22 protein-coding genes and 1 pseudogene are annotated in these 23,852 nt (G+C 71.3%); 6 read left to right on the top strand and 17 right to left on the bottom strand.

The genetic code is table 11. The annotated features are described in order from the left end of the window. Positions 1-36: 36 nt before the first annotated feature. The 3 genes from ACWDX9_RS39365 to ACWDX9_RS39355 form a co-directional block, all read right to left on the bottom strand. Entirely contained in the window at positions 37-1,161 is a 1,125-nt protein-coding gene (locus ACWDX9_RS39365) for a DUF58 domain-containing protein (RefSeq protein ID WP_449963587.1), read from the bottom strand. Beyond that, the gene (locus ACWDX9_RS39360) at positions 1,158-3,314 is read right to left on the bottom strand and encodes a hypothetical protein (protein WP_449963584.1); all 2,157 of its coding nucleotides are present in this window, start codon (positions 3,312-3,314) and stop codon (positions 1,158-1,160) included. Before ACWDX9_RS39360 ends, ACWDX9_RS39365 begins: the two co-directional genes overlap by 4 nt. Positions 3,315-3,407: 93 nt before the next feature. Then, positions 3,408-3,824: a YbaB/EbfC family nucleoid-associated protein gene (locus tag ACWDX9_RS39355; protein ID WP_449963582.1), complete on the bottom strand. Its 417-nt coding sequence runs from the start codon at positions 3,822-3,824 to the stop codon at positions 3,408-3,410. A 145-nt stretch (positions 3,825-3,969) separates the two neighbouring features. Here ACWDX9_RS39355 and ACWDX9_RS39350 point away from each other — a divergent pair, with 145 nt between their 5' ends. Both ACWDX9_RS39350 and ACWDX9_RS39345 read left to right on the top strand, forming a co-directional pair. After that, positions 3,970-4,251, top strand: coding sequence for a hypothetical protein (locus ACWDX9_RS39350; protein ID WP_449963580.1), 282 nt, complete (start codon positions 3,970-3,972; stop codon positions 4,249-4,251). Beyond that, the gene (locus tag ACWDX9_RS39345; RefSeq protein ID WP_449963578.1) at positions 4,251-5,381 is read left to right on the top strand and encodes a hypothetical protein; all 1,131 of its coding nucleotides are present in this window, start codon (positions 4,251-4,253) and stop codon (positions 5,379-5,381) included. Before ACWDX9_RS39350 ends, ACWDX9_RS39345 begins: the two co-directional genes overlap by 1 nt. Here ACWDX9_RS39345 and ACWDX9_RS39340 read toward each other — a convergent pair. The 12 genes from ACWDX9_RS39340 to ACWDX9_RS39285 form a co-directional block, all read right to left on the bottom strand. Further along, positions 5,378-6,100, bottom strand: a complete 723-nt coding sequence (locus ACWDX9_RS39340) for a class I SAM-dependent methyltransferase (RefSeq protein WP_449963577.1) — start codon at positions 6,098-6,100, stop codon at positions 5,378-5,380. The two genes, ACWDX9_RS39345 and ACWDX9_RS39340, sit on opposite strands and share 4 nt — an antisense overlap. A 52-nt stretch (positions 6,101-6,152) precedes the next feature. Beyond that, the gene (locus ACWDX9_RS39335) at positions 6,153-6,476 is read right to left on the bottom strand and encodes a winged helix-turn-helix domain-containing protein (RefSeq protein WP_350733985.1); all 324 of its coding nucleotides are present in this window, start codon (positions 6,474-6,476) and stop codon (positions 6,153-6,155) included. After that, positions 6,457-6,936, bottom strand: a complete 480-nt coding sequence (locus ACWDX9_RS39330; protein ID WP_449963575.1) for a hypothetical protein — start codon at positions 6,934-6,936, stop codon at positions 6,457-6,459. Before ACWDX9_RS39330 ends, ACWDX9_RS39335 begins: the two co-directional genes overlap by 20 nt. Before the next feature lie 54 nt (positions 6,937-6,990). Beyond that, positions 6,991-8,022: a LacI family DNA-binding transcriptional regulator gene (locus tag ACWDX9_RS39325; RefSeq protein WP_449963573.1), complete on the bottom strand. Its 1,032-nt coding sequence runs from the start codon at positions 8,020-8,022 to the stop codon at positions 6,991-6,993. Positions 8,023-8,027: 5 nt separating this feature from the next. Beyond that, complete coding sequence (locus tag ACWDX9_RS39320; RefSeq protein ID WP_449963570.1) at positions 8,028-11,975, bottom strand: carboxypeptidase regulatory-like domain-containing protein; 3,948 nt, start codon at positions 11,973-11,975, stop codon at positions 8,028-8,030. A gap of 58 nt (positions 11,976-12,033) precedes the next feature. Next, the gene (locus ACWDX9_RS39315) at positions 12,034-12,852 is read right to left on the bottom strand and encodes a cupin domain-containing protein (protein ID WP_449963567.1); all 819 of its coding nucleotides are present in this window, start codon (positions 12,850-12,852) and stop codon (positions 12,034-12,036) included. Beyond that, positions 12,849-13,754 (bottom strand): DUF6807 domain-containing protein, encoded by a 906-nt coding sequence (locus ACWDX9_RS39310; RefSeq protein ID WP_449963564.1) that lies wholly within the window; start codon positions 13,752-13,754, stop codon positions 12,849-12,851. Before ACWDX9_RS39310 ends, ACWDX9_RS39315 begins: the two co-directional genes overlap by 4 nt. Next, positions 13,751-14,848, bottom strand: coding sequence for a Gfo/Idh/MocA family protein (locus ACWDX9_RS39305; protein ID WP_350733994.1), 1,098 nt, complete (start codon positions 14,846-14,848; stop codon positions 13,751-13,753). Before ACWDX9_RS39305 ends, ACWDX9_RS39310 begins: the two co-directional genes overlap by 4 nt. 25 nt (positions 14,849-14,873) lie before the next feature. Next, the gene (locus tag ACWDX9_RS39300) at positions 14,874-16,154 is read right to left on the bottom strand and encodes an ABC transporter substrate-binding protein (RefSeq protein ID WP_449963561.1); all 1,281 of its coding nucleotides are present in this window, start codon (positions 16,152-16,154) and stop codon (positions 14,874-14,876) included. A 22-nt stretch (positions 16,155-16,176) separates the two neighbouring features. After that, entirely contained in the window at positions 16,177-17,004 is an 828-nt protein-coding gene (locus ACWDX9_RS39295) for a carbohydrate ABC transporter permease (RefSeq protein ID WP_364254832.1), read from the bottom strand. Further along, positions 16,997-17,893, bottom strand: a complete 897-nt coding sequence (locus ACWDX9_RS39290) for a carbohydrate ABC transporter permease (RefSeq protein ID WP_350734011.1) — start codon at positions 17,891-17,893, stop codon at positions 16,997-16,999. Before ACWDX9_RS39290 ends, ACWDX9_RS39295 begins: the two co-directional genes overlap by 8 nt. Positions 17,894-18,248: 355 nt before the next feature. After that, positions 18,249-19,241 (bottom strand): LacI family DNA-binding transcriptional regulator, encoded by a 993-nt coding sequence (locus ACWDX9_RS39285; RefSeq protein ID WP_449963557.1) that lies wholly within the window; start codon positions 19,239-19,241, stop codon positions 18,249-18,251. Positions 19,242-19,495: 254 nt separating this feature from the next. Here ACWDX9_RS39285 and ACWDX9_RS39280 point away from each other — a divergent pair, with 254 nt between their 5' ends. Both ACWDX9_RS39280 and ACWDX9_RS39275 read left to right on the top strand, forming a co-directional pair. Then, complete coding sequence (locus tag ACWDX9_RS39280) at positions 19,496-20,815, top strand: serine hydrolase domain-containing protein (RefSeq protein WP_449963554.1); 1,320 nt, start codon at positions 19,496-19,498, stop codon at positions 20,813-20,815. A gap of 124 nt (positions 20,816-20,939) precedes the next feature. Further along, on the top strand, positions 20,940-21,353 hold the full coding sequence (locus ACWDX9_RS39275; RefSeq protein ID WP_449963551.1) for a hypothetical protein: 414 nt from the start codon (positions 20,940-20,942) through the stop codon (positions 21,351-21,353). A gap of 145 nt (positions 21,354-21,498) precedes the next feature. Here the strand turns inward: ACWDX9_RS39275 and ACWDX9_RS39270 are convergent, their stop codons facing one another. Both ACWDX9_RS39270 and ACWDX9_RS39265 read right to left on the bottom strand, forming a co-directional pair. Beyond that, entirely contained in the window at positions 21,499-22,092 is a 594-nt protein-coding gene (locus tag ACWDX9_RS39270; RefSeq protein WP_449963548.1) for an NAD(P)H-dependent oxidoreductase, read from the bottom strand. A 48-nt stretch (positions 22,093-22,140) separates the two neighbouring features. Further along, complete coding sequence (locus ACWDX9_RS39265; RefSeq protein ID WP_449963546.1) at positions 22,141-23,115, bottom strand: alpha/beta hydrolase; 975 nt, start codon at positions 23,113-23,115, stop codon at positions 22,141-22,143. A gap of 214 nt (positions 23,116-23,329) precedes the next feature. Here ACWDX9_RS39265 and ACWDX9_RS39260 point away from each other — a divergent pair. Both ACWDX9_RS39260 and ACWDX9_RS39255 read left to right on the top strand, forming a co-directional pair. Continuing rightward, positions 23,330-23,563: pseudogene (locus ACWDX9_RS39260) on the top strand (aldehyde dehydrogenase family protein); the annotation flags it as partial. Between the two features lie 68 nt (positions 23,564-23,631). Next, positions 23,632-23,852, top strand: a 221-nt coding sequence (locus ACWDX9_RS39255; RefSeq protein ID WP_449963544.1) for a sigma factor, incomplete at its 3' end; no start/stop codon positions are given.

Genomic DNA, 23,852 nt, shown 5'->3' with positions numbered 1-23,852 from the left:
CCTGCGGCACCGCGACGTCGTGGGGCGGCGGCCCGGCTAGCGGGGCCATGCCGCCGCCAGTTCCGCCAGGTCGCTGACCTCGATGACCGTCACCCCGGCCGCCGCGGGCCGCCCGCCCTCCACCGGCTCACCCACCCGCACGAACAGCACCTCGTCGAAGCGCCGCCGCACGGCCGCCGCGTCCGCGAGACCGTCGAACGAGCCGCTGACCAGCACCAGCGCCCCGCCAGACCCCGCCCGCCGCAGCGCGTGGAGCGGCGCGTCCGCCTGCTCGGAGCGCTCCACCACGGCCAGCCGGTCCAGGACCTCCTCGGTCTCGCCCGGCCCGCCCTTGGAGTGCAGCAGCTCCCCCGCCCCCGTGAGCAGCCGCACGGGGAAGCGGTCGCGCGCCACCGCGCAGGCCACCGACGCCGCCACGTCCACGGCCAGCTCGAACTCGTCGTCCCCTTCGTAGGACGAGTGCCGCGTGTCCAGGACCGTGACGGTGCTCGGCAGGTTGACGTCGGTCAGCTCCTTGACCATGAGGACGCCGGTGCGGGCCGTGGAGCGCCAGTGGACGTGCCGCAGGTCATCCCCGATCACGTAGTCGCGCAGCCCGTTGAAGCTGATCGCCCCGTTCGGCGCGGAGCGCGAGTCGAGCCCGTCGAGTTGCCGCCGGCGGCCGGCGTGCGGCGGCGCGAGCGGCACCGTACGCGGCCGGACCAGGAGCAGGTCGGTGCGCCCGTACGCGATCGAGCGCCGCGCCAGCCCGAACGGGTCGGTGCGGTCGAGCAGCAGCGGCCCGACGGGCGTCTCCCCGCGCCGCCGGGTGGGCAGCCGGTACGACACCGTCCGCGCGGTGTCGCGCGCCAGCGCCGGCACCTCGACCGTGACGGACGTGCCCCGGCAGGTGTCGCGGGCCACCAGCCCGGCGTGGCGCCGGCGGCCGGTGTTGCGCACGTGCAGGAGGGCCACCGCGGGGTCGCCCCTGGCCACCTTCACCGGCGTCAGCTCCCGGCGCACGTCCAGCCCGGCGCCGCGCAGCGTCCACAGCGCGCCCGCGCCCACGGCGGCCAGCCCCGCCACCGCGAGGACCGCCGCCTGGGCGTACCCGAACGGCGCCCCCACGGCGTAGACCAGCACCGAGGCCGCCGCCAGGCCCCATCCCGCCCTGGTGATCATTCGCACTCCCAGAGCGGGGCCGCGGGGAAGCCCCCCTTCGGGGTGTCCATCAGCACGTCGTTGAGCCACCCGTTGCCGCGGCCGGACTCCACCTTGTTCCAGACGTCGCTGCTCATGCCCGTGTCCGTGTCGGTGAAGGCGGCGCCCTTCTGCTGGCAGAGCACGGTCATCGTGATGTACTCGCCCTTGGGGATGCGCCCCGCCTCGGCGCCGGCGCTGGGCCCGGAGCGGATCAGAGTGTCCCTGTTGTTGTTGTTGGCGTTCCTGAACTGGGCGGACGGCGGGCGCAGGTCGGCCGTGGCCTCCGCGCGCTCCTCGCTCTCGCCCGCCGCGTTCTTGGCCCGCAGCGTCCAGGTGTAGGACTGGCCGTTTTTGAGCCCGGTGACCTCCGCACCGGTGCCGTCGGGCGACCCCGGGTGGTTGCCGGGCCCGTCCAGCGTGTACGTGACGCCGCCGTCCCGCGCGTTCTCCGGGGCGGACCAGGTCAGGTCGGCGCCGTGGTTCTTGCCCTTGGCGGCGAAGCCGGACGGCCGGCCCGGCGCGACGCACGGGCGCACGGGCACGGACGGCTGGGACTCCACCTCGCCGCCGGACCACTCGGCGACCACCCGGAACGTGTACTCCTGGTCGCACCGGCCGCCGTTCACCCGGAACTGGTACGGCCCGTCGGGCTGCACGCGGGACGGCGTGACGTCGGACGCGCCCTTGAGCGTGTACGCCTTGACCGTGCCCTGGCGGGACGGCGTGAAGGTGACCTCCATCCAGCCGGGCCCGGACTTGGCCGTCACGGATCCCGGCGGATCGGGGGTCTGGGTCGGCGTCGGAGTGGGCGTCGGGGTCGGGGTCGGCGTGTCCGTAGGAGTGGGGGTCGGGGTGGGGGTCTTCGTCACGGTCACGGTCGGCGCGGCCGTCTTCGTCGTCGTCGGCACGGAGGTCGGCTTCCCGGTGGGCTGCCTGGTCGAGCGGGTGGGCACCTGGGTCGGCTGCACCACCGTGGGGGTGAAGGTCGGGATCGGCAGCGGCGTCGGCGTGTCCTTCTGGCCGAGCGCCTCGTCGTACTTGCCGACCCGGTGTCCCCTGCCGTCCTGCTCGATGACCAGGGCGGTCTCGCTGAACTGGTCGTTCACCCAGAGCAGCCCGTCCTTGACGAACACCTCCAGCGGTCCCGCCTTGCCCGTGACGACCTTCTCGGGCTCGAACGCCTTGGCCACCGTGTCGTACACGATGAGCCGGCCCTTGCTCTCGTCGGCGATGTAGACGCGCCGCCCGAGCGCCTGCGGCGCCCCCAGCTTGCCGCCCTTCACCGAGACCGTGGTCAGCCCGCCGCCGGCGGTGTCGACCAGGACGAGCGCGCCCTTCCTGGGCTCCAGGATCGGCACGATCTGGCTCTCGGCCACCGCCGGGACCAGCAGCCCGCCGCCGCCCGCGCCCGTCACCGTGCTGGGCAGGGACACCTGGAGCCGGGTGCCCGCCGGGCCGATCAGCATGGCGGAGGCGGCGGCGGAGTTCGTGACCAGCGGGGCGCCGTTCGCGAGCGTCAGGGTGAGCGGGTCACCGGGCTCGCCGACCGTCACGGCCTTGACCTGCCGGCCGTCCTTCACCTGGACCAGCGTGCCCTCCTCGGGCACCGGCACCCACAGCGTGCCGTCCTTGCCGAGGCCGGCCTGGCCGAGCGGCGCCTTGAGGGTGAGCGGGGAGCCGATCGTGCTCACTGTCAGCGGGTCGAGCTGCTGCACGGTGCCGGCCCGCGGGTCGACCCCGTACGCCTTTCCGCCGCCCATCACGATCTGCATGCCGCCCGCGCCGAGCGTGTTGGTCTGGGCGACCTCGAGCTGGGTGGGGTCGATGCGGCCGACCTTGCCCGTGGAGTCCATGACGAGCACGTTGTTGCCGTCCTGCACCACCTTGAGCGGCTCGCCCTCGGCGGAGGCCAGGTCCACGCGGCCGTCCAGCTGCCCGGACAGGCCGTTGGCGTGCACCACCTCACCGTTGAGCGCGCTGCCGAGCCACGCCCCGACGTCGGAGAGCTTGGGGCGGGCGCTGGAGACGCCCTGGCCCAGGAACAGGCCGACGCCGACCAGCACGGCGACGAGGGCGCCCGCGACGATTCCCGCCGCCCGCCGTCCCGCCGCATTCCGCCACCGAATGGCCACCGACTCACATCCCGTACGTGTACGTGCCCGCGGACACCCTAGGGGGGCGTCCGCGGATCGCGAGGTTCCTTCAAATAACCTGGAAGTGTCCGATCACCGGCTGTCACGCGTCCGATCGTCGATGGCCCGCAACTGCTCGTCCATGGACGACTCGAACGACTCCAGCACGCTGCCGAACTGCTCGTCGAGCAGCTCCCCGCCGGGCAGCGCGCCGCCCAGCGTCTCCGCCATGACGGCGTCGACCTTGGCGGCGACGTCGTCCTGGGCCTCCTGCGCGGCCCGCAACACGGCCTCGGCCAGCTTCTGGCTGTCCAGCCGCATGGCCCTGGGCGCGAGGACGACGTCCATGAGCCGGCCCGAGGCGCCGGCGGTCACGCGTACCTGACCGTCCGCCGCCTCGCCGTGGCCGACGACCACGTCGATCTCGCTCCTGAGCTCCTCGACGCGGGCCAGCATGTCCTCCGCCCGCGCGGTGATCCGTTCCAGCTCTTCGGGGTCGAAGTCGTTCACCGTACCTCCCGGGTCTCTGCGACGGGAGAGTACGGGGGAGACCCGCCATTTCGGAAAAAGTTGAAGCATGCGAAGTTTCATTGCTCTGACTAATGGATTAATGGCAGATTTCTCAGCGGCTGATCCGTGGGAAAGGTGCCATTTCATGAGCGGTGGAATCCGGATCGATCCGGGCGCGCTCCTGGCCGCGGGAAAGCGGTGCGAGGACGCGCGGGACGCGCTGAAGCCGTTGCTGCCCGACTTCGAGCGGAATGCCGCGCCGGCCGACGGCTGCTTCGGCCTTCTGGAGCGCGGCGGCAAGGAGCTGGAGGAGTCGTACCAGGAGTTCCACCAGGAGCTGCTCGGCTTCGCCAAGGACCTGGTGGCCAAGCTCGACGACACCGCCACCGGGCTGCGGGAGAGCGCGGAGCGGCTGGGGGGCGGCTGATGTCCGGCCCCTTCGCTCCCGTCGTCGACCTCGTCAACACGCTGAAGAACGCCGTCGCCTCGATCGGCGACGACGAGCAGGAGCAGCGCCTGCTGGCCATGGCCGCGGCCTGCCGCCGGCTCAAGAGCGGCATCGAGGGCCTGGAGCCGGCGCTCTCCCCCATCCCCGGCTCGCTCCAGGGGTGGATCGGCGGCGACGCGGACGTGTTCCGGCAGAAGTGGCGCGGCTACCTGGCCCCCGAGTTCCGGGCCACGGCGGCCGCGGGGCTCGGCAACGCCGCCGATGTGCTCGACCAGGCCGTGGAGGCGTCCAGGAAGACCAGGGAGGCGCTCAACCAGCTGATCACCTCGCTGATCGCGTCGGTGTCCGCGGGTGTCGTCGCGTCGCTGGCGGCGGCGGGCCTGAGCACGTTCGCGGTGTGGGCGTCCAGCGCCGCGACCGCCGCCCGCGGGGCGGCGACGGCCACCGGCATCCTGAGCCGCTTCGCCGCGGTGCGCGCCGCCGCGGCGGCGGCCGTGCGCGGGTTCTCGACGATGATGGGCAGGTCGGGCCTGGTGCGCGGCCTCAGCATGTACGCCGGCGGCGGCTTCCGCCAGACGGCCATGGCCGCCCTGGGGAAGTACGGCCAGATCCACGGCTGGTCGTTCGGCGGCAACCTGCTGGCGGGCGGCGTGGCCAGGGGCGTCTTCGGCCAGAACCCCCTCGACATCTCCGTCCTCTCCCTCGCCCAGACCGCCAACGCCTCCACCGTCGCCGGCTTCACCGGGCCCCTCGGCCAGACGAAGTACTTCACCGGGCTCGCCGCCAGCCGCCCGCTCGTGAACAACGTGGCCATGGGCGCCCTCGCGGGCGGCGTGCCGGCCTTCTGGAACGCCAGGGTGGAGGGCAAGTCGTGGAGTGCCACGCTCGGGGACGTGGCGCTGTTCAGCGGCATCGCGGGCGGGTTCAACGGGGCGGTCGGGCGGCTGTTCAACCCGGCGCAGGGCCAGTGGGGCGTGCCGTCGCCCGCCTGGTTCAAGAAGCTGCCGCCGATGGCGCAGAGCTCGCTGCTGGGCTTCGCGCCCAGCGTGGGGCTCCGGCTGGCGGTGCCCTTCGCCCCCTCCTCGCCGCCGCCCCAGCTCGACCGTTAACGGCGCCGGGCCGTCAGGGCGAAACGGCGGGCGGTCGCTTGGAGCGGCATGTCATCGTGCAGGACGCGGAGGCGGTCCTCGTACGCGCCGGCGTCGAAGCCCGGGACCTGCCAGGAGACGACCCGCAGGTAGAGCACGAGCGCTCCGACGTCGTGGAACTCGACCGGGTAGCCGGCCTCCGCGCTCCAGGTGACCTCGAGTCCGGCGGCGTCGAGCGCGGCGGCCGCGCCGGCGAGGTCCCAGGTGTGGTCCTCGTGCGGCGGACCGCCCAGCGCCGCGTTGAGCTCCTCCAGGTCGCGCCCGGCCACCTGCTGGGTGACGAACGTGCCGCCCCCGGCCAGGAGGCGGCGGATCTCGTGCGGTTCGTACGACTCGTGCCGGTCGACGATCAGCTCGAACGAGCCGTCGGGGAAGTGCCCGCTGGACTCGGCCACCTCGACGCCCAGCGGCTCCAGGCGGTCGCGGGCGATCGGGAGGTTCGGCGGGTGGCCCTCGGTGGCGGCGGTGCGCGGCGGGAGCGGCGTCAGGGACGCCAGCAGCTCGCCCCCTCCGGTGCCGAGGTCCAGCAGCGACGGCGTCAACGGGAGCCGGTCGCGCACCAGCCGCTCGTAGTCCCAGGGCAGGTCGCCGGCCGTGGTCATCCGGCCGCGGAACACCGCCCAGTCCCACCCCTCGAACGGCGTGGCCAGCGCGTCGCGGATCAGCTCCTCGTAGCCCATGGGCATGATCGTGCCCCGGGGACCGGCCGTTCCGCACGTCCTTTTCGCCCGGTCACTCGGGCGGGGGCGGCCCGTCCGGCGCGGGCATCCGGGAGAGCGCGACGATCCGTTCCAGCGCCGCCGCGTGCCGCTGGAACGCCAGCCGCCCCGCGGGGGTCAGCCGCACGTACGTGCGCCGCGCCCGCTTGTCCTGCCCCTTGTGCACCTCCACGTACCCGGCGCCGGCCAGTGCGGAGACCTGCTTGGACAGCGCCGAGTCGCTGGTGCCGATCGTGTCCCTGACGAACCCGAAGTCGACCCAGTCGGCCGGCGCCAGCACCGCGACCACCGACAGCCGCGCGGGCACGTGCAGGAACTCATCGAACTGTGGATCCATTAGCCTGCAGCGCAATCCATGTGATGATCCTGCGGGCCACGGGCATGACCGCGATGTACACGAGGGCCGCCAGAGCACCGCCGACCATGGCCTGCGACAGGAAACCGTGTGCCGGCAGACCGAACAAGGCGAAGCCGACGATCCGGCCGATGACGAAGAAGACGAAGAGAAAGGGCGTCACGCCGATCATGACCCCGATCATCGGGAGCACGGGCTTCGGCTGGACGGAGATCCCGAGCGAGTACAGGAGTCCCACGCCGATGAACACGGCGAGCCCGAGCCCGCGAGCGAGGGCACTCCAAGGCTGATCGAGATCGATCGACGTGAACATGGCGAAGAGCGCGAGCGCCGAGATGATCACAAAGGACCAGGGGAAGATCTTGCGGACCATCTCCTCGCGGGTCTTGTCCTGGAAGGCCCGGATCTGGTCAAGCGAAGCCTGGGCATCCTGCGGATTCATCTGCCACCCCCGTGGTCGACTACTTTCCTATGAGGAAAGTACCATCTACTTTCCTCATAGGAAAGTGGTGCCGGGCGTGCTCTCGCGCAGGACGACCCGGGCCGGGAGCCGCACGTCGTCCGCGCTCTCCTCGTCCGACAGCGCGAGCCGCATCGCGCTCAGGCCCGCCTCCCGCAGCGGCACCGCCACGGAGGTGAGGGCGGGTACCACGTCCAGCGCCGAGGCGATGTCGTCGAAGCCCGCCACCCCGATGTCCGCGCCCGGGACCATCCCGGCGTCGCGGAAGGCCGTCATGGCGCCGATCGCCATCACGTCGTTGACCGCGAACACCGCCTCCACGTCCGCCAACCCCCGCTCCACCAGCCGGCGCGCCGCGTCGTAGCCGCCCGCGTGGGTGAAGGCCGTCTCGATCGCCAGCGGCTCGGGCACGCCGGGGCCCAGCCCCGCGCGGAAGCCCTCGTGGCGGTCGCGGGACGTGCGCAGCTCGCCGGCGGCGTGGAAGACGGCGAAGCGCCGGTATCCCGCCTCCACCAGCGCCCGCGCGAGGTCGCGGGCGCCGCCGTGGTTGTCGATCGTGACGGTGCCGAACGGCAGGTCCCGCTGGCTGATCATGACGACCCGCCCGCCCGCCGTCCGGTACTCCTCCAGCTCCTCGATGAGCGAGTCCCGGGTCGCGGAGCCCGCGACCCGGCTGCCCGCGACGATGATCACGCGTGGCCGCCGGCCCCGCAGCGTCCTGACGATCTCCAGCTCGCGCTCGGGCGACCCGTCGGCCACCGCCATGGTGACGATGAGCCGCGCGGCCTCGGCCGCCTGGGTGACCCCGGCGGCGATGGAGGAGAAGTAGGGGTCGGCCACGTCGCGCACCACCAGCGCGACGGTCCTGGTCGAACCCTTCGCGATGGCCTGCGCCGACAGGTGCGGCTCGTAGTTGAGCTTGGCCGCCGCCGCGCGCACCCTGGAGACGTTCTCGGACCTGACGTTGCGCGTGCTGCCGTTGAGCGCGCGCGACGCCGTCGCGATGGACACGCCCGCCTCGCGGGCGACGTCGTGCAGGGTGGGCGGGGCCGTGGACCCCTCCTCCATACCGGTCATTCTGTCACCAGAGTCAGCGGGTCGCTCCTGGTCACACCCGCCGCGTTCGCCAGCTCGGCCACGTACGTGCGCGTCCCCGCCGTCCGTCCGGACAGGACGGTGGCGGCGCTCTGCGCGGCCGGGGTGGCGGCGTCGAGCTGCCGGCTGTCGATGAGGACCCCGTCCTCGTAGAGGCGGTAGGAGGTGGCGTTGGTGCCCCACCACATGTTCATGCGGATGGTGTACTCGCCGTCGCCGTCCCAGTTGTCCGAGCTGATCACGGGTTTGCCCGGGTTCGCGTCGGTCACGACGACCCGCACCGACGTTGTGGCGGTCCGGCCCGCCTGGTTGAGCAGCTCGCCGGTGTAGACGTAGGCGCCGTTGGGGCGGCCGGTGACGGGGACGGTGGCCTTCTGGGCCGACGGCGTCCTCGGGGTGAGGTCGCGCCTGGCGATCTCCTTGCCGTTCTCGTACAGGACGAACACGCCGGCGTTGACGCCGTACCAGAGGTTCATGGTCACGTCGTAGGTGCCGTCGTGGAGGCCGTGCCGCCACCCGCTCGTGGTCGAGAGCGCCGCCCGCGCGGGCGGCGCGGTGGCGCCGTCCTGCGGCAGCTGGGGCTCGGGGCGGGTGACCTTGATCCGGTACGTGGCGTCGGCCGTGCCGTCCTCGGCGACCACCTTGACCGCGACCTCGGTGTCCCCGATCGGGAGCGGCACGGGCGGGGCGGAGGCGCCGCTCGCGACCGGCTGCCCCTGGACCGTGATGGCGGACTTCGGGTTGAGCGCGGTCGGCGTGAACCCGACCCGATCCCCGGGGACGGTCAGGGCGTAGGCGAGGACATCGGGGTCGAAGGCCGGCTCCAGCGTGCCCGCGTCCGGGACGAGGCCGGACAGGGTGGTGTCCTGGGCGAGCGGGCGGCGCCTGATCTGGAGGGTGTGGGTGGCCTCGGTGCCGTCCTCGGCGGTGACCACGACGGGCACCTCGGCCCCGGTCGCGCCCAGCGTGACCTTCCGCGTCGCCTGCGCGCCGGCGGTGCGCTCGCCGGAGATGCTCACCGACCTGGAGAACGGGCTGCGGGCCACGGCGGTCACCTCCACCTCGGTGACCCGGGCGGGCACGTCCAGCACGTCGCCGTCGGGCGTGCCCTGGCTGGTGCCGACGCTGAGCAGGCCCGCGTCGTCGCGGGCGAGGCCGACCCCCTGGGCGACCCGGAGGTCGTCGAGGTGGATGCCGCCGTAGTTGGTGCTGTTGGCGTAGTAGTCGATCTGCGCCACGGTGTCCATCGCGGTCCTGAACGCGGCCCCTTCGAGCGCCTTCCGGCCGTCGATCAGCAGGTCGAAGCGCTGGTTGACGGTGTCGATCACGGCCTTGACGTGGTACCAGCGGCCCGGCTCGTACGCGCCCACCGTGCGCGTGGTCGTGCCCGCGTAGGCGACGATCGTGTTCTTGGTGAAGGCGAGGCTGACGGCGTTCTGCCCGCTCGCGTTCCTGACATAGGGGACGGACCACCAGTGGTTGCCCGAGGTGTAGGGCTGCTCGCTCATGACGCGGGCCTCGACGGTCACGACGCCCTTGAGCGCGAACGTCCGGGAGACACTGGTGCTGCCGCTGTTCGCGGTGCGGGTGAGCTTCAGGCTCTTGCCGCCCGGCGTCTCGACGACCTCCACGCTCCCGCCCGCGGCGCTCACGGTGAGGCCGTCACCGCTGGTCAGCGGCCCGGTCGGCAGGTCGTCGAAGTCGTGCACGGCCACGTAGTCCGGGATCGGGCGGACGAGGAGCAGCGCACCCGCGTCGGTCGCGGTGGCCGCCTCCACGGTCAGCCCTGATCGGCTGGCCGTCACGTATCCGCCGGACGCGGCCTGGACCAGATACCCCTCCCCCACCGGGACGTTCTCCACGGTGAAGGCGCCGTCGGGGCCGCTGGTCGCGGTGGCGAGCGCCTGGTCGCCGTCCTTGACGGTGACCGTGGCGCCGGGCAGCGGGCGGGCGGCCTGGTCGAGCACGCGTCCGGTGACCGAGCCGACCGTGCCGGCCGAGGCCATGGTCAGGCGGACGGTGACGGTGTTGCCGGGGCGCACGTTCACGGTCTCGGTGGCGCTCGCGTAGCCGTTCCTGGCGGCGGTCACCTCGACGCCGTCGGCGAAGGGGAGGCCCCTGATCGCGAAGCGGCCGTCGGCGCCGGTGGTCGCCGTCCTGCCCGCCGCCGTCACGGTCGCCCCCGCGACGGGGGCGCCCGAGGGGGTGCGGGCGGTGCCGGTGACGGACTCGGTGGTGGCGTCCTGGGCGGTGGTGTACTCGAAGGCGCCGATGTCCGCGCCGCCGTTGTAGAGCGGGGTCCCGGCGTAGTCGCGACCACCGTTCCCGGCGATCTCGACGCCCGCGTCGATCGCGTACGAGCCGGAGGAGACGCGCAGGCCGTACGCGGTGTCGAGCCGGGGGCCCGACTCCGGCGTGCCGTACGGGCCGGTCGGCGGCGCCTTCGCGAACAGCGGGTCGGCCACCACGGCGCCGGTGTCGCCGTCCGGGACCCTGAGGTCGGCGCCGCCGTACAGGTTGTGGCTGTAGGCGATGGTCGGGCTGGTCGTCAGCGTCGCCGGGCGCGTGGAGTACAGGAGGTTGTCGGAGATGTCGTAGCGGGCCTCGAGGTAGGAGCCGTACCCGTAGATGAGGTGGTCGCTCCTGTCGTTGTAGATCGTGTTGTTGTAGACCTTGGCGGTCGCGGCCCGGTCGGAGTGCAGGTAGATCTGGTAGCGGGTGTTGCTCGCGATCACGTTGTTCCTGACCACGGCGTCACCGAACGCGAACTGGCACAGCAGCACGCCGTCGCCGTTGCCGTGCAGGTAGTTGTACTGCACGACCTGCCGGGTGGTGCCCTTGTCCGGGTCGATCCCGTTGGAGTCGGCGCCGCCGGCCTTCTGCTGCGTCTCGTACACCTCGTTGAACTGGAACGTCACGTCGTCGGCGTAGTACGACTCGATGCCCGAGGTGCCCGCCCGGTAGACGACGTTGTGCTCGACCAGCGCGCCCCGGACGTTCGTGAGGTACATGCCGTTGCAGCCGTAGGCCGTGTCGGCCTGGGTGACGTGGTTGTTCCTGATGACGATGTTCGTGTGCGGGGTGAACTTGGGGTCGTCGGCGTTCTGCCGCGTGCCCCAGCCGGTGGCCGTGGCGATCGTCTCGCCCGCGTCGTTCTTGCCGTCCCCGGTGTACTGCTTGAACACGATCCCGGCGAACGAGGTGTTGGCGACCGTGGAGTTCTGGATGACCACGTCGTTCAGCACGGTCGCCTTGTCCGGCGGCATGTGGATGTCGGGCACCGTCGTGTCGAACACGATGCCGCCCGTCTTCTTCGAGCCGTCCCACCCGGTTTTGAAGCGCACGCCGGGCGCGTTGTTGTCGGTGCTGCCGCTGATCCAGTTGACCTGGCCGGTGACGTCGTGCACGGCCACCCCGTCGATGACGAAGCCGTCGAGGGTCCGGCTGTTGTCGCCGGAGACGTGGATGCCGCGCAGGTCGCGCAGGTTCTCGCCGGGGGTGCCCGTCGGCGGGACCTCGTTCGTGACCTCCAGGTTGCGGATGGTCCAGAACTCCTGGTTGAACAGCCGGACGGCGTCGCCGACCTGGCCCGCGCCGTCGATGCGGGGCTTGCCGCCCTCGCCGTACCTGTCGACGGTGATCGGCGCGCCGCTCTCGCCCGAGCCCTTGGGCCAGAGCTGGCCGGTCCACCGCTGTCCGGCGCGCAGCAGGATGCGGTCGCCCGGGCGGAACGTGGTGTCGTTCACCTTGCCCAGGCTCTTCCAGGGGTGTGCCTGGTCGAGGCCCGAGGCCGAGTCGTCGCCCGTCGCGGCGTCGACGTAGTACGTGGTGCCCGCCGTGGCCGTGGCCGTGACTGTGGCCGTGACTGTGGCCGTGGGCAGGGTGGATATCAGGATCATGGCAGCGGTCAGCAGTTGGGGGAACATCGCCGGGCTCCTGGGGGGTGATTTCGGCGCGCCCCTCGCAGGGCGCGCCGGTGGGCGATCAGCTCGGTTCTGGGGTGTGGACGATCGGGTGGGCCACGTCGTGCGCGCGGAGGTTGCCGCACATGCCCCACCGGTCGTGCGGCGGGCTCTCCATCAGGGCGGAGCGCCGCAGATGCGCGCCGTCGCCGCGCTCCAGTGCGTCGAGGATCCCGGCGGTACGGCGGGTCTCCTCGGCGACCGTGTCCTCCCAGATCGTGCGCCAGGCCGCGGCCTTGGGGCGCACGAGCGCGATGGCGTGGTCGTAGAAGCGGTGCAGCGGGGCCAGGTCGCCGTCGGCTGCGGCGTCGGCCAGGCGCAGGAAACCCTCGACGGCCAGCTCGCGCCGGCGCCGTACGGCCTCCTCGATGTCACAGAGCGCGCCGGGCGCGAGTCCTTCAGGGGGAGTGGAGGACGCGGGTGGCCCGCCGGTCGGAAGCGGTCCGCCGGACGGGGGCGACGGGGGCAGGGTCGCGGCCTGGCGGTAGCGCTCGGGGTCGGCCACGATCTCCGGGGGGAACGTCATGACCGCGTCCCCGGCCTCGGGCAGGCCCGCGTTCGACATCACGACCACCACCTCCAGGCCGCCCCCATTTTCGGCGCGGTTGACCGCGCGGTGGATGGTGCCGGGCGTGAACCACACGGTCGTCCCGGCGCTCAGCGCGGTCTCGCGCAGCCCGTTCACGTCGAGCGTCTGCAGCGTGCCGTGCCCGCCGATGACCACGTACGCCTCCGTCGAGGCCGTGTGCAGGTGCGGCGTGCCGCCCTCCAGGCCGTCGGCGCACGGGCTGCCCGAGTAGACCGACAGGCGGCTGACGGACGTGCCTCCGGGGAACGTCATGCCAGCGCCGCCCTCCCCTGCTTGGCCAGCAGCTCCGTGCCCTCCTCGCCCCGGTCGCCGTCGGCGATCACGACCGCGTACCGGAACCGCAGCGACTGCCCGTCCGGCAGCTCGACCTCCTCGCTGAAGAACGGCGCCGGGCACAGGCAGGCGAAGTCCTCGCTGCGCGCGAACCACTGCGGCGGGTGCTGCGGGTTGTCGGCGGCGTCCACCATGACGACCGTGGAGTGGTCGCCGCTCTCGTCGTGCCGGCCGCGGAAGCCGAACCACTCGGCGCGCGTGCCGCGCAGCTCGTCCCCGCCCGCGCCGGCGGGCGACTGGATGATCCCGCCGGTGAACGACCGGGGCCCGCGCCAGAAGAGCCCGCCGTACCCGGCGTTCTCGCGGCCCTTCGTGGTCGGGGAGCCGAACGCGAGCGTGCCGCCCGACACGTTGGTCATCTCCGTGTCGAACACCAGCGCCCACGTGGCCTCGTCCACGACGTGCGCGGCCAGCGAGCGCCGCTCCTCGATGACCGGGCCGCCGGCCTGCGCGGTCCAGTCGAGCGTGTGCCCGAGCTCGACCCGCTCGCCGGTGGCCGCCAGGGTGGTCATCTCGCGGTGCGTGGCGCTGCCGTTGTTCTCGAGCTGCACGTAGAACCGGCCGTGCACGTACGTCGGCCCGCCCCAGAAGTTGTGCTCCCCGACGTGCGGCAGCGACCAGGCGATGCCCTTGTGCCAGACGTGGTCGTGCGGCCGGAACAGCGACACCAGCCGGCCGCCGAGGGTGCGGATCGGGTGCAGGTACGGCTTGGGCGACTCCAGCACCGGCGTGTCGGGGCTGTAGACGTACGTGAACAGCTCGACGTCGCCGGCCGCGACGGTCACCGACCGGCCGAGCGCGTGCGTGGCCTGCAGGGTCACGGGTTCCTCACCTTTTCCCAGGGGGCGCCCGTGCCGTCCATGCGCCGGGCGAACGGGCTGTCAGCAGTGATCTGTCCGGCCTGTACGCGTTCGCCGGTGAAGGCGGAGGTGTACAGCGCGGCGATGAACTCCATCGTCCGGCGGGTGTCCTCGGCGGTGACCGGAGGCGCCTCGCCCCGGTCGAGCGCGTCGAAGACGGCGGCGAGCCAGCCGTCGTGGCCGCTCGACGTGGTCGTGCGCCCCTGCGCCCACAGCTCCGACACGCTCTCCTGGCCCGGCGCCGGGGTCACGGTCCAGTCGTCGTCGGTGTAGCCGTACAGGTGCTCCACCTCGACGGTGGCGCGCTCGTAGTCGAAACGGAGCTGGGAGGTCTGCCTCGGGGACACGACGGAGTTGACGATCGTGGCCACGGCGCCGTTCTCGAACGTCACCAGCGCCAGCGACACGTCCTCGGTGTCCACCGGGCGCGCCTGGCGGGCGGCCACGGCCGTGACCTCGCGCCACGGGCCGAGCACCGAGAACAGCAGGTCGAACTGGTGGATGCCGTGCCCCATCGTCGGGCCGCCGCCCTCCGACTCCCACGTGCCGCGCCACGGCACCGCGTAGTACGCCTCGTCGCGGTACCACTGGGTGTTGCAGGTGGCCAGCAGCGGGCGGCCCAGCTCGCCGGCCTCCTGGAGGCGGCGCAGCCGGAGCGCGCCCGCCCCGAAGCGGTGCTGCAGGACGGTCGCGACGTGCGCCGTAGAGCGGCGCTCCGCCTCGATCACCGCGTCGAACTCCGCGAGCGAGAGCGTCGGCGGCTTCTCCACCAGCGCCGTGACCCCGGCCTCCAGGCACGCGATGGCCAGCGGGGCGTGCAGCTGGGGCGGCGTGCACAGGTGGACGAGGTCCACCTGCTCCTCCCGCAGCAGGTCGTCCAGGCTCGCGTGGGTGCTCGGCCCGCCGTACTTCCCGGCGAACTCGCCCGCCCGCCCGGCGTCCACGTCCGCCACCGCCACGAGCTCGGCCCGCCCCGACCCGAGCAGGGCCTGCGCGTGCGCGTGGGCGATCGCGCCGGTCCCGACGATCGCGGCCCGGTAGTTCCGTTGACTCAAGATGTTGCTCCTATGTGGGGGTGTGTCAGGCGCCGTCGATCTCGGCCTGCAGTTCCGTGATGAACGACTTGGCCGCCTGCTCCGGCGTCTCCCGGTCGAACAGCACCTCTTCCGTGTGCCGTTTGATGATGGCTTCGAGATCGCTGGCGCCGTTCGGGGTCACTCTAGGGGCTTGCCCGACTTTGGCGGTGTCCAGGTACTGCGCAGCGGCTTTGTCCGTTTCAGTGAGCTTCGGGGTGATGGCCGCGCGGATCTTCCTGTTCGCGGGGACGCCGCGGTCGGTCAGCAGGATGTCGGCCGCCTCCTGGCTGTTGGCCAGGAAGTCCACGAACAGCGCGGCCTCGGCCGGGTGTTTGCTGCGCGACGAGATCGACCAGTACATCGAGGACTTGAAGTACGCGCCGGGCGACTTGGCCTGCGTCTCGCCGGGGAGCCTGAGCAGCTTCAGCTTGGCGCCGCTCGCCGTGGTCAGCGAGCTGAGCTGGGTGTTCCACCAGGTGGCGAAGACCGACGCGTTCGTGGCCGTGCCCGACTGGTCGAGCGAGCCGCCGGCCCGCTCGATGGTGACCGACGGCGACGGCGTGACGCCCTGCTTGGCCAGGTCCCTGATGTAGGTCCAGTACGAGGCCAGCACCTCCGGCGGGACGGCGACCTTGCCGTTCGCGTCGAACAGGGCCGCGCCCGCCTGCCTGGCCCAGATGTTGACCCCGCCCGCCTCGAAGCCCAGTGACTGCAGGCCGGTGACCTTGCCGCCGCCCGCCTTCGACACCTCGTCGCCGACCTTCTTCAGGTCCTCCCACGACCAGGTGCCGTCGTCCGGCAGCTTGATCTTGAACTGGTCGAGGAGGTCGGTGTTGGCGACGATCGCGTACGTGGACAGGCCGACGGGGAGCGCGTACTGCTTGCCCTTGACCACGCCCGTGTCCAGGGCGGACTTGTCGAAGTCGGCGGTCTTGAGGTGTTTGCCGGCGGTGCCGAGGTCGAGCAGGGCGCCGCGCTCGGCGTACGAGGAGAGGTAGAGCTCGTCCATCTGGATGACGTCCGGCGCGTCGTTGGCCGCCACCGTGGTCGCGAGGCTCTCCCAGTAGCCGTTCCAGTCCTTGAACTCGCCCTTGACCGTGATGCTCGGGTACTTCTTCTGGAAGAGGTCGATGACCTGCTGGGTGCGCTTGTGCCGTTCGTCCGCGCCCCACCAGGTGAAGCGGAGGGTGACCGGGTCCTTCGACAGCTCCTGACCGGCGCTGCCGCCACTGCCGCACGCGCTGAGCATGAGCACCGACGCCATGGCGAGGGCTATTCGTCGCATGATGATTCCTCTTCGCGGGGGGTTACTTGCCGCCGGTCGTGGCGATGCCTCGGATGAGGTAGCGCTGGCCGACGAGGAAGGCGATGAAGACCGGGGCCAGGGACACCACGCTCATGGCGAACATGGATCCCCATGAGGTCGAGACCGTGGCGTCCACGAACGAGCGCAGCGCCACCGGCACCGTGTACATCTCCGGGTCCGTCAGGTAGATGAGCTGGCTGAAGAAGTCGTTCCAGGTCCAGATGAACGTGAAGATCACCGTGGTGGCGAGCGCCGGGAGCATCAGCGGCAGGATGATCCGCAGGAAGATCCTCGGATGGCCGCAGCCGTCGATCCTGGCCGCCTCGTCCAGTTCGCGCGGCAGGCCGCGGATGAACTGCACCATGAGGAAGACGAAGAACGCGTCCGTGGCCAGGAACTTCGGCACCACCAGCGGCAGGAACGTGTTCACCCAGTCGAGCTGGGAGAACAGGATGTACTGCGGCACGATGATCACGTGGATCGGCAGCATGATGGTGCCGAGCATGATCGCGAACCACAGGCGCTTGCCGGTGAACTCCAGCCTGGCGAACGCGTACGCGGCCATCGAGCAGGACACCAGGTTCCCGACGATGCAGGCCAGCACGAGGATGGCCGAGTTGGCCAGGTAGTGGCCGAACGGGGAGGCCAGCGCGGTCCAGCCGGCGCCGTAGTTCTGGGTCTGGAGGCCGTCGAGGATCAGGCCGGGGCGGCGGAAGATCTCGTTGTCGGGCCTCAGGGAGCTGACCACCATCCACAGCACCGGGTACAGCATGACCAGGGCGAGGAGGATGAGGGCGGCGTGCTTGATCAGCTTTCGGAGTTCAGTCATCGTAAACGACCCAGAATTTGGCGGCCCAGAAGTTCACGGCGGTGAAGCCGGCGATGATCACCAGGAGCAGCCAGGCGAGCGCCGAGGCGTACCCCATGTCGAAGTTGTGGAACCCGCGTTGATACAGGTAGAGCGTGTAGAACAGGGTCGAGTCGGACGGCCCGCCGGTGCCGCCCGAGACCACGAACGCCTGCGTGAACGACTGGAACGCGTGGATGATCTGCAGGACCAGGTTGAAGAAGACGATCGGTGACAGGAGCGGGATCGTGATGCTCCTGAACTGCGTCCACTTCCCCGCCCCGTCCGTGGCCGCCGCCTCGTAGTACATCCTCGGGATCTGGCGCAGCCCGGCCAGGAAGATCACCATCGGGGCGCCGAACGTCCAGACGTTCAGGATGATCAGCGTCGACAGCGCGGTGTCCGGGTCGGAGATCCAGCCGCGGCCCTCGATGCCGAACAGCTGGTTGACCAGCCCGTCGGCGCCGAAGATCTGCCGCCACAGCACCGCGATGGCCACGCTGGAGCCGAGCAGCGACGGCAGGTAGAACGCCGACCGGTAGAACGCCAGCCCGCGCAGCCCCTTGTCGAGCAGCAGCGCCAGCCCCAGGGCGGCGGCCAGCTGCAGCGGGACGGAGACGACGACGTAGATCAGCGTGACGCCGAGCGCCCGGTGGAGGCGGACGTCGGTGAGCATGCGGGCGAAGTTGTCCAGGCCGTTGAAGGTCGGGGGCTGGATGAGGTTGTAGTCGGTGAAGCCCAGCACGAAGGAGGCCACGATCGGGCCGGCCGTGATGAGCAGCAGGCCGACGAACCAGGGGGCGAGGAACGCGAAGGCGGCCTTGTTGTCCCGATTGCCGCCGCCGAGGGGGCCGCGGCTGCCTTTGCGCATGCGCTGGAGCTCGCCGAGAGCACTCACACGTGACCTCCTGGGGTTGCTGGAAAACGTATTCCGTCGGAAAACGTATTCCGCAGTTTGCACGGGCGTTACCTACGCGTCAAGGGTGTTACCGACCGGCTACAGCGGCCGAGACCGCCCGGTGCGGCGACCCGTTCGACACCGCCATGGGCAGCACCCACGGCCCCAGACCACCACCGTCGCGAAGCGCTCACGGGCCCAGCACCACCACCGTCGCGAAGCGCTCACGGCCCGCCAGCGCCACCACCAGCGGGGCGCAACTCGGCGGGCCCGGTGCCGCCACCGCCGCCATCCCCGGAAGCGGGCACAAGCGCGTGCGAAGGAAGGGTTATTTCCGCGGGCGGGTGCTTTCGCGCACGATCAGCCGCCCTTCCAGGGTGAGCCGCCGCCCCGCACCCGCATTTCCCAGTGCGAAACGGATCGCCTCCGCCCCCGCCTGCGCCAGCGGAAGCGCGACGGTCGTCAATCGCGGCGTCACATCCCCGGCGAGCGGAATATCGTCGATGCCCGTCACGGAAACGTCCTCGGGAACCGCCAGCCCGGCGGCGCGAAATCCCGACATCGCGCCGATGGCGACGGTGTCGTTGACCGCGAGAACCGCGTCCGTGCCGGACATCCCCTCCCCCGCCAGCCGCCGCGCCGCGTCGAATCCGCCCTGGCGGCTGACTTCGCAATAAACGATCCGGATATCCCGCTCGTCAAGGCCCCCGGCGCGAAGTCCGGCCATGAAACCGGCCGTACGCGAGCCCATGTTGCGAAGCTCGCGAACGCCACCGAATATCGCCACCCGCCGGTGCCCGGTTTCCGCCACGAATGCGCCCGCCGAGCGCCCGGCCGCGAAATCGTCGAATCCGATCGCGTCGAAAGTCATGTCCGTCTCGCCGACGATGACGACCCGGCCGCCCTCCCGTTCGTACGAACCGAGCTCCTTCAGCAGCCGCCCGCCGAGCGCGTTCGCCATGAACCGGCTGGAGGTCAGCACCAGCGCGCGCGGCCGCAGCGAGCGCAGCACCCGGACCGTCTCGAGCTGCCGCTCGACCGCTCCCATGGTGGACGAGACGGTGACGAACGCGCCGGCCGTACGGGCTTCGCGTTCCATCGCGGCCACGACCACGGCCATGGACGGCGTCGTGAGGTCGTCGGCGACGAGCGCGATCGAGTCGCTCGCCCGGCGCATCGCCCTGGCCGAGGCGTCCACCGTGTACCGCAGGGCCGCCGCCGCGGCGAGCACGCGGGCCTCGTTCTCGGGCGCCACCTTACGCGTGCTGCCGCCCAGGACCCTGGACGCGGTGGAGATCGAGACTCCGGCCGCCGCGGCCACGTCGTGCAGCGTGACCGTGGGCCTCGCCGCATGGGGCATCCGCAGTGTCCTTTCCGGCGGTGAACAGACCGGTTTAGAAGAGTACCCGTACCGGATCGGCGGGCCCGCTCACCTGCCAGGCGCATCGTCCGTAAGGCCGAGAGTGTCATGCGTTCGGGATGACCCGTGTCATGGGGACCCGGTGACACGGCTCATGGGGACCCGGTGACACAGCGGACTAACCTCACGAGCCCGGCTCAATCATGCTGACGACCATGACATCCCTCCGATTCAGGACACTGCTATCGACCGTGGGCCGTGCCGGACGGCTGGCCCTCGCGACCGGGATGGGGGCCGTGCTCGCCGCGGCGACCCTCACCGCGCCGGCCGCCGCGCAGACGACGAGCGCCACCGGGACGAGCCAGGACGGCGGGCTGGACCGGCAGGCGCTCCGGAAGTCCCTGGACGCCGTCCATGAGGCGGGCATGTACGGCATCTACTCGCAGGTTCGCGACCAGGGTCAGACCTGGCAGGGCGCGTCCGGCGTGGCCGATGTCGACACGCGCCGCCCCGTACGGCCCGGCATGGTGCACCGGGTGGGCAGCATCACCAAGACGTTCGTCTCGGTGGCCATTCTCCAGCAGGTGGCGCGCGGCGCCATCGACCTGGACGCCCCGATCGGCCGCTACCTCCCCGACCTCGTCCCGGGTGACCGCGGCCAGCGGATCACCGTACGGATGCTGCTCAACCACACCAGCCACATCGGCGACTACATCGGCTCGGCGTTCCCGTCGCTGCTGGAGGGCTCGGGCAAGAGCCTGGACGACAACCGCTTCCGCACGTTCACCCCGAAGGAACTGGTCGGGATGGGCCTGGCCGCCGCCCCGACCGGCGAGCCCGGGGCGATCCCCGGGTCGTACTCGAACACCAACTACATCCTGGCCGGCCTGCTCCTGGAGAAGGTGACGGGCACGGACGCCGAGCGGTACATCACCCGCAACGTCATCCGCAAGGCGGGCCTGCGGCACACGTCCTTCCCGCGCACCCCGGTCATCCCGGGGCCGCACTCCAAGGCGTACGAGTCGCTGTTCGGCCTGATCGACCCGCCGCGCGACTACAGCGTCTACAACATGTCGTGGGGCGGGACGGCGGGCGCGATCGTGTCCACGATGGACGACCTCAACCGCTTCTACCGCGCGCTGCTGCGCGGCGAGCTGGTCGGCGCCGCGCAGGTCGCCGAGATGCAGAAGACGGTGACGGTGCTGGCCGGCGGGGCCGCGATCGACTACGGCCTCGGCCTCTACTCCCTCGACCTGCCGTGCGGCCGCTTCTGGGGTCATGACGGGGGCGTGTTCGGGATGATCACGCAGTCACTGTCCAGCCCGGACGGCAGCCGCCAGCTGTCCTTCGGGATCAACCTCGCGAAGTACCAGCGGATCGACGAGAACGGCGAGATCGTCCCGAGCCCGATCGACTTCGCCCTGGTCGACCACCTGTTCCTGTCCCTGTGCGGCACCACCGCGCCCCAGGCCAAGTCCTCCCGGCTCCCGCTCACCCCGTTCCCGGCGGACAGGCTCGCTGCCGCGGTCCGTTGATCGCCTGGCAGGTGTGTTGCCCATCACTCTCGGAGTGCGGATTTGTCCACAGTTGATCGCATGGATTCTCCGTAATGTCCCTGCTGCCGGATCAACCGGTGCACGACAAACGGGGAGGAACCCAATGCGTAAGACTCTTGCGATCGCGGCTCTGGCCGGTTCGATGGCCGTCACCGGCCTCGCCATGAGCCCGGTCGCCGCCCAGGCCGCCACCGCCACCACCGCTGCCAGCACCACTTCGACGGGGACGAGCTGGGGGAAGTTCTTCTCCAGTGACCGCAAGGCCTACACGTTCGGCAAGACGTGGAAGAGCGGCCACGTGGTCCACACGAAGTGGTACGGCGTGGACAAGGTCGGCGGCAAGAAGGGCTGGGTGTGGTTCGAGTTCTACCAGAACGGCAGCTGGCACAAGTTCAACCGCTCGTTCGACGGCAAGGTGGTCGGGAGCTGGAGCGGCAAGGGGATCAAGAAGGTCTATACGTTCACCTGCTGGGCCGGCAAGTTCGACAACTGCGGCCGCAAGTACCGCATCTACTAAGCCGCCTGATCTCCACACGCGGTCCCCAGGCCCGGCGCCCCGCGCGCCGGGCCTTTCCGCGCTTCAGCGGGCCCACCGCTTCGTCGGTGGACGGGCGGGCGCTCGGTCGCCGCAGCTGCGTTAGGGCCTGACCCACCGCCGCTGGTCAGAGGGACCGCGCCAGCTCGGCTGCCCGTGCCAGATGCCCGGCTTTGACGGCGTCCCAGTGATCGGGGTCGCCATCGCGCAGCACCGAACCCCCGAACACGACGAACTCGCTCGCCTTCGCCCGCTCGCCGATCCGGTCGGTGAGCATGGTGGTCTTCATGGCCTGGTGGCAACCCGACGCGTCGAGCTCGGCGACGCTGTATCCGGCCGTGCACAGGACGAGCGCCTGCCGAGCCACACGCAGGCTTACGGGCGTGTACGCGAACCCCGTCGTCCACACGCGGTCGAACCAGCCCTTGAGCCGCGCCGGGCAGTCCGTCCACCACACCGGATAGATGAACGCCCACACATCGGCGGCATTGAGCCTGGCCTGCTCAGCGGCGACGTCATCGGGGACGCGCGCGTCAGCGCGGTGGCCGGACTCGCGCTCGTACTCCTCCAAGGTGAGTTCCGAGCGGAACTCCATCGCGTAGAGGTCCGAGACCGTACGCGTGTGGCCGGCGTCGTCGAGCCCGCCCAGGAACGCGTCGAGAACCTCGCGCGTGAAGCTTCGCTCGCTCGGATGCGCGTAGACGATGTGGACGTGAGTCACGCACCTATTCTCGTGCGCTCACGCAACTCCTGGACCCTCCGGGATCCATCACCCGGTGAAGGCCTCTCGGAGGAACGCGGCGATCTCCGCCCGCGCGGCCTTCGCCCGCGGCACCAGGCCCGGCATGCTGAGGAACGCGTGCGTCGCCCCGGGATGTTCGGCGAGCCGCGCGGGCGTCCCGGCCGCCCGCAGCCGTTCGGCGTAACAGCGGCCGTGGTCGGCCACCGGATCGATGGTCGGCACCACCACGAGTGCCGGGGCCAGCCCGCCCAGGTCGCCGGCGTACAGCGGCGACACCGTACGGGGATCCGATCCGGGCGGAACGGCGAGCCGCTGGAACAGCCGCATCTGCGTCATGGTGAGGCCCGGGCCATGGGCGTGCCGGCGCATGGAGGCGTGGTCGAACCCCGCCGAGGTCAGGTCGACAGCGGCGTTGACCAGCACCTGCGCCCGCAGGGGCAGGCCGGACTCCCTGGCCCGGATCGCGGCCAGAGCCGTGACCAACGAGCCGGTGCTCTCACCGAAGACGGCGACCCGTGCCGCGTCGACTCCCCACTGCCCGGCGTGCCGCACCGCGTGCCGGAGCACGTCCCAGCCGTCGTCGACGACCGCCGACAGCGGGGTCTCCTGGTCGAGGAGGCGGTGCTCGACCGAGACGACGACCGCGGGCAGCCGCGCGGCGAGGTGGCTGTTGACCCAGTCGCTCTGCACCGCCGTACCCACGAACCCGCCTCCGTGCACGTGGAGCACAAGAGGCAAGCCGGCCGTCCCGGCCGAGGGCCGGTGGACCCGTACCCGGAGCCTGCGGTCGTGCAGCGCCACCTCCTGCCACCGGATCGTGGCGCCGCGGTCCGGAAATCCGGTGATCAGCCGGGCCAGGCGGGACGACCGCTTGCGGTTCACCGCATCGCGCAAGACGACCAGCTCCTCGGCCGTCATCGCCAACCAGTCCGGCTCCTTTCCCAGGGCATGCATCAACCGGATGCCCAGCGGCGGCCGCTCCGTTGCGGTGACCTCGCTCACGTATCCTCCCCAGCCTGCTAGTTTCGCTACCTCAAGTATCGATACCAAGAGTAGCGCAATAGGCTTTTGCGTGGGCAGGACCTGAGCGAGCGCATCCGCCAGACCCGGTTCGCCTGGGTGGGGGCGGTGTCGGTGCTTCACCGCCGCAGTTCGGGCGCCACGTACTCGAAGGTCGGGCCGGCGGTGGTGCCGTCTTCGTCGGGCATCCGACGACCAGGCCGTGGAGATCGCCAACAGCGCGACGTACGGGCTCACCGGCGCCGTGTTCGGCAGCCCCGATCGCGCGATGGCGATCGCCCGCCGGCTGCGTACCGGCCAGGTGGACGTCAACGGCGCCGGCTGGAATGCGCTCGCGCCGTTCGGCGGTTACAAGCAGTCGGGCAACGGCCGCGAATTCGGCCGCCACGGCCTCGAGGAGTATCTCGAGACCAAGTCCATCCAGAGCTGACCAGCGGAGATCTCCCGGGGCTGTTACCTGCCGCGGGCTGTCCTCGCTGCTCGAGGGGTAGGCGGTAGGTGGCAGTCGAGGGGCAGGGGGAGATGGCGGTGGCCGATCTGGAGCAGGCAGCGGCGGTGTTCGCCGGTGTGCGACCACGCCTGTTCGGGATCGCGTACCGGATGCTGGCCAGCGTCACCGAAGCAGAAGACCTCGTCCAGGACGTCTGGCTGCGCTGGCAGGCCTACGACCGCACCACCGTCGACAACCCCGCCGCGTTCCTGGCCACCACGACCACCCG

Source organism: Nonomuraea sp. NPDC003201, assembly GCF_053590415.1.
The sequence above is the reverse complement of the archived record's forward strand: the minus strand, read 5'-3'. Positions and strand labels throughout refer to the sequence as shown.